9 protein-coding genes are annotated in these 12380 nt (G+C 63.3%); all 9 read right to left on the minus strand.

Features of this window, described 5'->3' with window-relative positions; all coding sequences use genetic code 11:
• Positions 1–2 precede the first annotated feature (2 nt).
• Entirely contained in the window at positions 3–968 is a 966-nt protein-coding gene (locus ACWHVV_RS06925; protein WP_447928669.1) for a 2-dehydro-3-deoxygalactonokinase, read from the minus strand.
• Positions 969–988: 20 nt separating this feature from the next.
• Complete coding sequence (gene dgoD, locus ACWHVV_RS06930) at positions 989–2137, minus strand: galactonate dehydratase (RefSeq protein WP_447928670.1); 1149 nt, start codon at positions 2135–2137, stop codon at positions 989–991.
• A 43-nt stretch (positions 2138–2180) separates the two neighbouring features.
• Positions 2181–2894: a FadR/GntR family transcriptional regulator gene (locus tag ACWHVV_RS06935; RefSeq protein WP_447928671.1), complete on the minus strand. Its 714-nt coding sequence runs from the start codon at positions 2892–2894 to the stop codon at positions 2181–2183.
• Between the two features lie 83 nt (positions 2895–2977).
• Positions 2978–3943 (minus strand): carbohydrate kinase family protein, encoded by a 966-nt coding sequence (locus tag ACWHVV_RS06940; RefSeq protein WP_447928672.1) that lies wholly within the window; start codon positions 3941–3943, stop codon positions 2978–2980.
• Positions 3944–4069: 126 nt separating this feature from the next.
• Complete coding sequence (glk, locus tag ACWHVV_RS06945) at positions 4070–5035, minus strand: glucokinase (RefSeq protein WP_447928673.1); 966 nt, start codon at positions 5033–5035, stop codon at positions 4070–4072.
• Positions 5035–6924, minus strand: a complete 1890-nt coding sequence (gene edd / locus ACWHVV_RS06950) for a phosphogluconate dehydratase (protein ID WP_447928674.1) — start codon at positions 6922–6924, stop codon at positions 5035–5037. The genes glk and edd overlap by 1 nt, the downstream gene beginning before the upstream one ends.
• Positions 6925–7050: 126 nt before the next feature.
• Positions 7051–7947: an NAD-dependent epimerase/dehydratase family protein gene (locus tag ACWHVV_RS06955; RefSeq protein ID WP_447928675.1), complete on the minus strand. Its 897-nt coding sequence runs from the start codon at positions 7945–7947 to the stop codon at positions 7051–7053.
• An 87-nt stretch (positions 7948–8034) separates the two neighbouring features.
• On the minus strand, positions 8035–11196 hold the full coding sequence (locus ACWHVV_RS06960; protein ID WP_447928676.1) for an efflux RND transporter permease subunit: 3162 nt from the start codon (positions 11194–11196) through the stop codon (positions 8035–8037).
• A gap of 9 nt (positions 11197–11205) precedes the next feature.
• Entirely contained in the window at positions 11206–12234 is a 1029-nt protein-coding gene (locus tag ACWHVV_RS06965) for an efflux RND transporter periplasmic adaptor subunit (RefSeq protein ID WP_447928677.1), read from the minus strand.
• Positions 12235–12380 lie beyond the last annotated feature (146 nt).

Consider the following 12380-nt stretch of genomic DNA (forward strand, 5'->3'; position numbering starts at 1 on the left):
GTTCAAGCGGTCAGCGAGCGGCGGGCCAGGCTCAGGCCCTTGATCACCGCGGTGTCGCCGTCGAAAATCTGGTAAGGACGCTCGATGGCATCGAGCGCCAGGCCGTAGCGCCGAGTCAGCGCATGGCCGCCGATCAAGGTGACACTTTCTCCCTCCCGCGTAAGTTCCGCCGCCCTGGCAAGCTCGAGCCCGATCACAAGCCCGGAGAGCCTGGCGGCGAGCACGCTTTTACGCCGCACGCCTTGGGGCAGCGATGAATCGAGCAAATCCTGGGCGCGCAACCTGAAAAGCTGGTTGCTAAAGCGCGCCGGGGTTTGGAAGCTTTCGCGCACCGCGTTCTGGAAGGCCGCGTTCGAGGTCTTATCGTTTTCGTCCTCGCCAATGGAGTGGCGCAGTACCGATTGGCGGGCCAGCAGCTCATAAAGCTCGCCGGTGAGAAACGTCGCGAAGCGGGTCAGCGCGCCGTTTTCCAGCCGCGCCCACTTGGCATGGGTGCCGGGCAGGCAGGCCAGGCCATCGAACCCGGGGGTGTCGGCGACAAGACCGGCAAGCTGGGTCTCCTCGCCGCGCATTACATCGAACCCTTCGCTCGTTTGGCGCTGGCTTACCCCGGGTAATAAATGAACCCTAAGCGCCTGGTTTTCGAGCGGTGGGTGAACCGCCCCCTGGCTTAGCCGGTCAAGCGCTGCGGGCAGGGCCAGGTACGCTGCCTCCCGCCAGCCCTGGCGGGCGCCGGCCATGCCGCACACCAGAACATCCACCTTTTTTTCGGCAAGCCAGGGCGTGACCAGGCGATAAAGCTCGCCTTCGAATTCGTTGCTTGAAAGGGCGAGCATGCCCTTGTCGCTCTTGTCCTGGGCGATCACCTGGTCGTTTTGGTCCATCGCCCAGACGCGTAGATTCGATGAGCCCCAGTCCGCGGCGATCCAGTCGAGTCGTTGGCGAACATGCTGAATATCGTCTTTCACGCAAACCTCCTGGTCTTCGCTCACCACTCGGCGATGGAGCCATCTTCGTGGTGCCACACCGGGTTGCGCCAGCGGTGGCCGGTTTGGGCGCGCTCTTCGACGAAGGCCTCGTTGATCTCCACGCCAAGCCCCGGCCCCTGGGGAATGGCGCAGAAGCCGTCCTCGATGGAAAGCGCACTTGTATCCACCAGGTAGTCGAGCACGTCGTTGCCCTGGTTGTAGTGGATGCCCATGCTCTGCTCCTGGATGAAGGCGTTGTGGCTCACCGCATCCAGCTGGAGCGAGGCGGCCAGCGTGAGCGGGCCGAGCGGGCAGTGCGGGGCGAGTGCCACGTCGTAGGCCGAGGCGAGGGCGGCGATCTTGAGGCCTTCGCTGATGCCGCCGCAGTGGGAGATATCCGGCTGGACGATATCGATCATGCCGTCCTGTAACAGGTCGCGAAACTGAAAGCGGGTGTGCAGGCGCTCGCCGGTGGCCAGGGGGTAACCGAGCCCGCCGGCGATCTCTTTCAGGCAGGGCAGGTGCTCCGGGGCGACCGGCTCTTCGACGAACATCGGGTGGAAGGGCTCGAGCTCGCGCAAAAGCGCCTTGGCCATGGGGCGATGCACCCGGCCGTGGAAGTCGATGCCGATGCCGACATCCGGGCCGACCGCCTCGCGGGCCTCGGAAACGCGCGCCACCGCCTCGTCGATCTTTTTGTGCGAGTCGACGATCTGCATCTCCGGGGTGCCGTTCATCTTGAACGCGGTAAAGCCCTTGTCGACCAGCGCCTTCGCACCGGCGCCGACATCAGCAGGCCGGTCGCCGCCGGTCCAGGCGTACATGCGCATTTTGTCGCGCACCGCCCCGCCCAGCAATTGGTGAACCGGCACGCCCAGGTCGCGGCCTTTCAAATCCCAAAGTGCCTGGTCGATACCCGCGATGGCGCTCATCAGAATCGGCCCACCGCGGTAGAACCCCGCCCGGTAAAGCGTGTTCCAAAGGTGCTCGATGCGGTGCGGGTCTTCACCGATCAGGTAGTCGGAAAGCTCATGCACGGCGGTCTCGACGGTAGCGGCGCGCCCCTCGATCACCGGCTCCCCCCAGCCGTACACGCCTTCGTCGGTTTCGATTTTCAAAAATAGCCAGCGGGGCGGTACCTGCCAGGTTTTAAGCCGGGTGATCTTCATACTGTGCTCCTTTAAAAAACGGTAGGGGGCTCATGGGCTGAGGCTAATCGGCCAGGCCCAGGTCCTGGGCCGTGCGCTCAAGCACCTGGTGCGCCGCGGCGCTGGCCGCCTCGGCGTTACCGGCCTTTATGGCCTCGAACAGCCGCGCGTGGCGCTTTAGGCTGTCGTTAAGCGTGGTCAGCTGGTGTTGAGAGCCTTGCACCAGCGCCATGATGCAGGGGCGCAGCAGGTGGCCCATCTGCCGCCAGACCAGGTTGTGGCTGGCGTTATAAATGGCGTCGTGAAACTGCACGTCGAACTCGGCGTGGTGGGCGCGGTCTTCCTGCGCGCTCTGCTGCATGCCTTCAAAGGCCTGGGTGAGGCGATCAATATCCTCAGGCCCCGCTTTTTGGGCGGCAAGCGCCGAAACGACCGGCTCCGCCGAGAGGCGAAAAGCATAAATGGCGCGAATCAGCTGCGGGTCGAGCCGGGTTAGCCCGGTCATCCACGCGCTCATCGCGGGGTCCAGAAGGTGCCACTCGTCGATGGCGCGAACCACGCTCCCGCGCCCGGCGGTGCGGGTCAAAAGGCCGGTGGCGGTCAGCCGGGCCAGGGCGGTACGCACCTGGTTGCGGCTAATGGCAAAGTGCTTTGCGATATCGAGCTCTTTGGGAAACGTCTCGCCGGGCTGCCACTGCCCGCTCAAAAGCGCCTGGGCAAGCAGCCTTGCCAGGTCGTCGGCGTCGCCGGAGTGCGCAGGTAGGGCGTCAAGCGGCATTAAAAAAGCTCCTTCACAACGCGAAATAGGCCGTTGTGAAGGAGCTTATTAAATGTCTGACATTAAGACAAGCCGACGTTGGTCTAGTCCAAACCCTCGATATCCTGGCGGGTCGGTAGGGCGGCGTAGGCGCCGGGGCGGGTCACCGCGTGGGCACCACAGCGACAGGCCAGGCGCACGGCGCGCTCAAGAAAGTCCGCGCTTTCGAGTATTTTGAGGGAGGCGGGCTCACTGCTCATCGCCTGGCTTACGCAGGCCAGAAAGCCCCCCATGAAGGCGTCGCCGCCGGCGGTGGTATCCACCGCTTTGACGCGGGGCGGGGTAATGCGCTGCGCGAGCGTCGCTGTTTTAAGGCGCACGTCGTTGGGCCCGTCGGTGACCAGTATGGCCTTGGCACCCGCGTTCAAGCGCTCGGCAAGCCAGGCCTCTTCGCTGTCAGCGCCGCGCAGGTAGTCGAGCTCTTCCTGGGATACCTTGATCAGGGCCGCCAGCTCCAAAAGTGCGGTGACGCGGTGGGGCGAGGCGCTGCCCTCGGGCCACAGGTTGTGGCGTAAATTGGCGTCCACGCTGACCAGCGCACCCGCCTTTTGGGCCATGCGCGTTAGCACAAGCGTCGTATCGAAGATGCCTTCCTCGGTCAGGCTGTTGCTACATACGTGCCAGATGAGCGGTGCCGAAAAAGCGCCCTGGGGCAGGTGCGCGGTTCGGTAGAGAAGGTCCGCCGCCGGCGGGCGGTAGAAATCGAAGGTGCGCTCACCTTGCGCGTCGCGGGAAACGAACGCCAGTGCGGTGCGCGCCTGCCGGGTAAACACCACGCCCTGGGTGTCGACGCCGTGACGTCGGAGTTCATCGACGAGAAAGCGCCCGAAGCGGTCGTCGCCCACCATGCCCAAAAACCGGCTGGGCACGCCCAACCGGGCGCAGGCCACCGCCACGTTGGCCGGCGCCCCGCCGGCGTAGGGCGTGAAGGTTTCCGGGCCGGCTTCATCGCCCAGCCGGCTCGAGAGCATATCGACCAGGGCCTCGCCAAAGGTAACGACCGGGGTCATGCACACCTCCTGTTGCGCGTTCTCGCGCTCATTGTTTTGTATACGCCAGTTTTCTGCGAACCCGTTTTCTGCGAATCCGTTTTTTACGAACCCGTTTTGCTCGAGCCAAAAAGCTTGCCCGAAGGGCTAGAACACCTCTTCGTTATGCAGCGCCTCTGCTGCGCCTAAAAGCCCCGTCCAGGGGTGGGTGACCACCTGAATGGGAATGTCGGCGTTGTAGGCCTGCAGGCGGCCCTTGTCGTTGAAGCTTTGGGCCAGCGCGCTGTGCGGCAGCCAGTCCAGAAGCCTGGGCAAAATGCCGCCGCAGAGATACACCCCGCCCCGTGCGCCCAGGGTTAGCGTGGCGTCGCCGCACACGTCGCCGAGTATTTTCAAAAAGCGCAAAAGCGCCGTGCGCGCAAGTTCGTCGCCCTCGTCGGCGCCCAGGCTGATCTCCGCCGGCGTCTCGAAACGCGGCGTGGCGTCGTTCATTTCACAGTACGCCAGGTAAAGTTCGAAAAGACCCTGGCCGCAGAGCACGCGCTCGACGCTGACGCGACCGTGGCGCTTTTGGAAAAACCGTAAAAGCGCGAGTTCGTGCTCGTCCACCGGGGCGAAGCTTACGTGGCCGCCCTCGGTGGGTAGCGGAATCCAGGCGTGGCGGCCGGGAAACACCCCGGCCACGCCAAGCCCGGTGCCGGGGCCGATGATCAGCCGCGCGGCGTGGGGCTGGGCCTTTCCGGCCTGCACCTCGAAAAGGTGGCTTTCATCCACGTGGGGCACGCCCAGCGCCTGGGCGGTGAAATCGTTGATGACCTTGAAAACGTCCAGCCCCAGCGCGGTCTTCACCGCGCTTTTCTGAAAGTCCCAGGGGTTGTTGGTCATCTTGACCCGCTCGTTGTGGACCGGGCAGGCAAAGGCCAGGCACGCCTCGCGCGGGGCGAGCTCCTCCACCGCGCCGACCAGGTTGAGGTAGTCTGTGATCGCCTCGATGGGCCCGGCGTAGTCGGCGCAGGGCAGGTTATGCATGTCGTAAGGCGCGGTGTCACCGGGAATCACCAGCGCAAAGCGGGCGTTGGTGCCGCCGATATCGCCGATCAAGGCCGGTCGCATCAGGCGTCTTCCTGGGAAATCTGGTTTTGTTGGCGCGCCAGGTCCTCGGCCTCGAAACCGCCGAACACGCCGGCGCCTTCTTCACCGCGCATCGCCAGGTGGCGAAAGCCGCCAAAGAGCTCCCGGCCCATGCCCACGTGGTACTCGTCCAGGTCCGCGTGGGCCAAACCGCGCTTGGCCCATTCCGCCGGGTCCACTTTGGCTTCGAGCACCCCGGTGTTGGCATCCAGAAAAACCACGTCGCCGTCGCGCAGTTTGGCCAGCGGCCCGCCGTCCAGCGCTTCCGGGCTGATGTGGATCGCCGCGGGCACCTTGCCCGAGGCGCCGGACATGCGCCCGTCGGTCACCAGCGCGACCTTGAAGCCGCGGTCCTGCAAAACGCCAAGGAAAGGCGTGAGCTTGTGAAGCTCCGGCATACCGTTGGCCTTGGGGCCCTGGAAGCGCACCACGACCACCACGTCGCGGTCGAGCTCGCCGGCTTCGAACGCGCCTTTCATCTGGTTCTGGTCATCGAAAATACGCACCGGCGCCTCCAGCACCCGGTGCTCCTCGGTCACCGCGGAAATCTTGATCACCCCACGGCCCAGGTTGCCGTCCAGCACGGTCAAACCGCCGGTGGGCGCGAAGGGTGTAGCCACCGGGCGCAGCACGTTTTCGTCCAGGCTTGCATCAACGCCTTCGCGCCAAACCAGCTTGCCATCTTCCAGGAAGGGCTCCTGGGTGTAGGCGGTGAGGTCCGTGCCGAAAACCGTGGGGATATCACCGTGAATGAGGCCCGCGCCGAGCAGCTCGCGGAACAAGTAGCTCATGCCGCCGGCGGCCTGGAAGTGGTTGATGTCCGCCTGGCCGTTGGGGTAGACCTGCATCAAACTCGGCGTGACCGCGGAAAGCTCGGTAAAGTCATCCCAGGTGAGCGTGATGCCCGCGGCGGCGGCCATGGCGATCAGGTGCATGGTGTGATTGGTCGACCCGCCGGAGACCAATAGCCCGACCACCGCGTTGACGATGGCGCGCTCGTCGATCTGCTGATAGAACGGGCGGTACGCGCCGCCGGGTTCGGTATTGCGAATCGCCTGCTCGGTGGCAAAGCGGGTCAGCGCCTCGCGCATCTCGGTGCCCGGGTTCACAAACGACGTGCCCGGCAGGTGAAGGCCCATCACTTCCATCATCAGCTGGTTGGAGTTGGCGGTGCCGTAGAAGGTGCAGGTGCCGGGGCTGTGGTAGGACTCGGACTCGGCCTCCAGAAGCTCCGCGCGGCCCACCTTGCCTTCGGCGAAGAGCTGGCGCACCCGGGCTTTCTCTTTATTGGGCAGGCCAGAGGGCATCGGCCCGGCGGGCACGAACATCGCCGGCAGGTGGCCAAAGCGCGCCGCCGCGATGAAAAGCCCGGGTACGATCTTGTCGCACACGCCCAGATAAAGCGCGGCGTCGAACATGTTGTGGGAAAGCCCCACGGCGGTGGCCATGGCGATTACATCCCGGGAGAAAAGCGAAAGCTCCATACCCGGTTGGCCCTGGGTCACGCCGTCGCACATCGCGGGTACGCCGCCGGCGAACTGGGCGGTGGAGCCCATGGCCCGGGCCGCGCCGCGAATCGTTTCCGGAAAGGTTTCGAAGGGCTGGTGCGCCGAGAGCATGTCGTTGTAGGCCGAGATGATGCCCAGATTGGCGCTGTTCATCAGCTTCAGCGAGTCTTTCTCACCCGGGCTGCAGGCGGCAAAGCCGTGGGCCAGGTTACCGCAGGAGAGTTCGCCGCGGTGCACGCCGCGCTTGTGCTGGTCGGCCATGCGCTGCTCGTACAGTGCCCGGCGCTCTTTGGAGCGGTCACGAATGCGTTGGGTCACCTTGGCGACGGTGGCGTTTAAGGTGGCAGGCGTTGAACTCGGCATAAAAGCCTCCGCAGGGTAGAAACGGTCTTGGGGAACTGTCGTTATTTTACATTTTTAGCATCTATATGAGCGATGTTTCGCCAGTAAAAAACCAAATCGGTTGTTTTATTACCTGGATTCGGTGGTTCAGTCCTTCTGCCCCAGCTCTTCTCGCCAGGTGTGGCGCGGCTCGAAACCGACCAAGCGGCGCGCTTTTTCGATGCTGTAAAAGGTCTCAAACTCACCCATTTCGCGCTCGATGGCAACGCCTGCATAGTAGCGCTCGACCACCTGAGCATTGCTCAGGCCGACGGACAGGTCGCTATTGGCCACGTTGAAGACCTCATACCCCAAACCATCGACTTTCAAGCAGCAGTCGACCATTTGGCCCAGGTCGCGGGCGTCGATATAGGCGAATATATTGCGCTGGCGCAGGCCCGGGTCGTCCAGATAGGCGGGGAAGTTCTCGCGGTACTCGTGGGGTTCGATGACGTTATTGATGCGCAGGCCGTAAATGTCGATGTTCGAGCGCGCCTGGAACGAGCGCGCCGTGGCCTCGTTGACCACCTTGCTCATGGCGTAGCTGTCTTCGGGAACGGTGGGATGCGCTTCGTCGACGGGGAGGTAGTCGGGCTTACGCTCGCCATCGGCAAAGCAGATGCCGTAGGTGGTTTCGCTCGATGCGAAGATGACCTTGGGAATGCCCAGTTTGGTGGCCGCATCGAGCATGTTATAGGTGCTTAACGTATTGATCCGGTAGGTCTCGTTATCCGGCCGGTGCAAAATGGCCGGGATGGCGGCAAAATGCACGATGGCGTCATAGCGTGGCACTCCCGTGCCGGGTTCCAGCTCATTGGCGTTGGCGTAAGCCTGGCAGGCGTTGAAGACCTGGCCTGCATCGGTTAAATCGGTGATCAGGGTGTCGACGCCGGGCACGTCTGATTTGACCCAATCCAGGTTGGTCACCTGGTGGCCCTGGTCGCGTAGATAAGCGGTGACATGACGCCCCGCCTTGCCGCTGCCGCCAGTGAATAAAAGACGCATGGTGAGTTCTCCGATTGTTGTAATGACCCGCCGACCCGGGAGTAGGCCGACGGGCACGCTGGGCGCGTGTTTTTATCTCAAGTCATCTCAAGAGGCCGAGGTATTTTTCTCGTCTACCTCGTCGCGTTTGATGCCAAAGAACAGCGCGTAAAGCGTGGGTACGGCGATCAGCGTCAGTATAGACGCGAACAACAGCCCGCCCATGATCGTGATCGCCATGCTGTTGAAAAAGGCGTCCCACAAAAGCGGAATCATGCCCAAAATGGTGGTGCCGGCGGCCAAAAAGACCGGCCGCAAACGGCTGATGCTGGCATCCACGAGGGCTGTGAAGCGGGCCTTGCCTTCACCGATCTGACCGTCGATCTCGTCGACCAGCACGATGGCGTTTTTCATCAGCATGCCCGAAAGGCTCAGCATGCCCAAAAGTGCGGTGAACGAGAAGGGCAGGCCGGTTACGAGCAGCCCGATGACCACGCCGCATACCGACATCGGCACCACCAGCCAAACGATCAGTGGCTGTCTGAGCTTGCCAAATAGCAGAATCGAGGTGAGCACCATGATCAGAAAGCTCATCGGCAGCTGCTGACCCAGTGACGCCTGGGCGTCGCCGGAGTCCTCGTGCTCGCCGCCCCACTCCAGGGTGTAGCCCGGCGGAAGCGCGATGTCTTCGATCTCGGCGCGCACGGCGTCGAACGCCTGGGCGGCGGTGTAGCCCTTGTCCGGCTCGGCGCCCACGGTCAGCGTGCGCACCCGGTTACGCCGCTCGATCAGCGCTTCTTCACTGCGTATCTCGAAGTCGTCGACCACCTGGGAGAGGGGCACGAAACGCTGCTGCGCCTGGCTATAGATTTGGCGGTCGCTGAGCAGCGCCACGTCGTCGCGCTCCGCCGCGGGGGCGCGGGCGGTAATCGGTATCAGGTGTTCGCCTTCGCGGTAGGTGCCGGCGCGAACGCCGGAGGAGGCGAACTGCAACGTCTGGGCGATATCTTCACGGGTGACGCCGGCGATGCGCGCGCGTTCTTCGTTGATGAGGGGCGCGACAATGAGCTCCTGCTGGCGCCAGTCGATACGCTCATCGATCAAAAGCGGGTTGGCGACCATACGCCGTCTTGCCTCGTCGCCGAGCTTGCGCAATACCTGGGGCGAGGGCCCGGCAAAGCGCGCCTCGATATCCGCGCCGTCGCCTGGGCCGAACTGCAGCCGCTGGGTGCGCACCTGGGCGTTGGGGAAGCGCTCGTTGAGCTCCTTGTAGAACTGACGGTCCAGCCCGTCGATGGGGTCGAGCTCATTGGTGCGAATGATGAACTGGGCGTAGCCGGTATTGGGCTGCTCCGGCGAGTAGGTGAGCATGAAGCGCGTCGCGCCGCGGCCCACGAAGCTTGCCACCGAGACCACGTCCTCCTGCTCGAGAATGTAGGCTTCGATCTCTTCGACATCGCGCAGGGTGGCGCGAATGTCCGCACCCTGGGGCAGTTCGTAATTGATGAAGAACAGCGGCGTGCTGGAGTCCGGGAAAAACGACTGGGGCACCAGCGTGAACGCCCACATGCAGACCCCGGTAATCACCACCAGCGCAGAGACGGTGATGATGCGCACCTTCAGCGCGGCGAGCAGCAGCGTGCGATAGGTGCCGTAGACGATACCGCGGGGCTTATCGTCGTCCTGGTCGTTCTGTTGGCTATCGCCGTTCTCGTCGCTTGCTTCTTCGCGCTGCTGGCGCTGCTGGGACTCTTCGTCGCTTGCTTCGTCCGCGTCGTCCTCTTCGCCTTTTTTGCGCAGCAGGTAGTAGCCAAATAGCGGGGTCGCGGTCAGTGCGAGCACCCAGCTCAGCATCAGCGATACTAAAATGACGATGAAAAGCGAGAACATGAATTCGCCGGTCACATCGCTTGAAAGGCCAATGCCCGCAAACGCCATGATGCCGATCAGCGTGGCGCCGAAAAGCGGCATCTGGGCGCGTTTGGCGGCGTCGCTTGCCGCGCGCTTGGCCTTCATGCCGCCCTTGATGTTGGTGACCATCCCTTCGGCGACCACGATGGAGTTATCCACCAGCATGCCCATGGCGATGATCAACGCGCCCAGCGATATACGCTCCATCTCGATGTTGAAAAGGCCCATCACGAACAGCGTACCCAGCACCGTGAACAGCAGCGTACTGCCCACCACGACGCCGATCTTCCAGCCCATGACCAGACACAGCACGCCGATAACGATACCCACGGACATGGCCAGGTTGATCAAAAAGTCGTTGATCGCCTCGTTCACTACGTTGTGCTGCTCGTAAAGCGGGTGCAGCTCGACCCCCAGCGGAATGCGGGTTTGAAGCTCCTCCATGCGTGCCTCGACCGCCTCGCCGATTTCGATGATGTTTTCCGTGGCGATACCGGCGATGCCTAAGGTGAAGGCGGGCTTGCCGTTATAGTGCACGACGTGATCCGGGATCTCCGTGGGCTGGCGGTAGATCGTCGCGATGTCCGCCAGCGCCACCTGCTCGGTGGTGCCGGGTCGGCCGATACGAATCGACTCCAAAAGCGTGGTGCTGTCGATACTGGAGCGCGCCACCAGGCGCACCTGGCGGTCGCCCACTCTAAGCGTGCCGGCGTCCTCCACGGCGTTTTCGGTTTGAATGGTGTCGATGACCTGATCGATCGTGACGCCCAGGGTGGTCAGGCGCTCGTTGGAGATATCGATATAGATCGTCTCTTCGCGCTCGCCGGCGGAACTGACCCGGGCGACCCCGGGCACCGCGAGCAGCTCCCGCTGCAAAAACGTCGAGATATCGCGAATCTCACGGGTCGAGAAGCCTTCGGCGGTGACCGCATAAAAAAGCCCGTACACCTCGCCGAAATCGTCGTTGACCTGGGACTGGAGCGCCCCCTGGGGCAGGTCGGCCTGGGCGTCGTTCACTTTGCTTCGCAGCTCGTCCCAGATTTGCGGAAGCTGGTCGCTGCCGTAGGTGTCCTGAATTTCGACCTGGATTTCCGAGCGGTTGGGCAGCGATTTGGAGTCGAGCACGTCGAGCTGCTCCATCTCCTGGATGGCACGCTCCAGGCGCTCGGTGACCTCCTCTTCGACCTCTTCGGCGGTGGCGCCGGGGTAGGGCGTGTTGATGATCGCGTAGGGAATGGTGAACGACGGATCTTCGAGCTTGCCGACGGTGTTGAACCCCCAGATGCCGCCCAGTACGCAGATGACCACCAAAAGCCAGGTGTTGATCGGTTTTTCGATCGAGCGCTTTGCAATATCCATGACGCCCCCTTAAAGCGCGTTTTCGAGGGGTTTGACGCGCATGCCCTCGCTCAAGAGGTGCGCGCCGGTGGCGACCACGCGGGCGCCTTCTTCCAGGCCCGCAACGATCATCACCTGGTCGTCGACGATCTCGCCGACGCTAACGGTTTGGGGACTTACCTCGCCTTCGTCGGCGTCGAACACCCACACGCGAAACGCGCCTTCTTCGTCGCTGTCCAGGGCGCTGCTGGGCAACACGATCAGCGGGCTTTCGATCTGCGCGTCGGGCTGGATGTAGACCGTGGCGGTGGTGCCGGGCAGGGCGATGAGGCCATCACCCACCGGGGCGTACTCGACCTCGTAGGTCTGGGCGACTTCGTCGGGCTCGGTCACGTGTTCGCGGTACTCGAGCACAATGCGCTGACCCGGGAGCGTGGCGATTTCCGCCTCGGCGCTGAACGCACGGCCGTTCTCCAGGTGCTGCATCAGCGCCTGGGGTACGTTGAAGCGAATGCGCAGCTCCGAGATATCCTGAATACGCACGATTTCGGTGTTGGGCGGCACGGTGGTGTAGTTCTCGACCAGGCGGCGCGCGATCAGCGCATCGAAGGGCGCGTGGATCGTGGTGTAGGCGAGTTCCTGGCGAGCGGTATCGCGCTGGGTTTCGGCGCGCTCGGCCTCGGCCACGGCGGCGTCTAGCGCCGCCTGGGACGCCGCGCCTTGACTGCGTAAGGTGCGCTGGCGGTCCAGATTACGCCGGGCCTGCTCGAAATCCGCCTCGGCGGCGCGCAGCTGCAGCACGTAATCGGTTTGGTCGAGCTTTGCGATCAGCTCGCCTTCGGGAATGATGGCCCCCTGAACCGCGGGGAATTCCTGTAGCCGGCCGCCGACCTGGAAGGCGTAGTCGACCGTACTGCGCGCATCGACCCGGCCCACGAAGCGCCGTCCGGGGTAGACGGACTGCTGCTTCGCTTCCACCAGTTTGACGACCTGGGCGGGGCGCTGTTGGGGTTCTTCGTCGTCACCGCAGCCGGTTAGTACCAAAAGCGTAATGAACAAAGCTATCCATGAAAAAACCGGCCTCATTGCGTCGCGTCTCCCTGCGGGCAGTAGCATTTTAAAACGGGGTGGTATTACGTCAGGCACCTACTATAGTGGGTGCCTGAAAAAACGCGAACAGTCGTTTTAATTTTTAAGCCCTCGAG

Source organism: Vreelandella sp. EE27 (assembly GCF_968206495.1).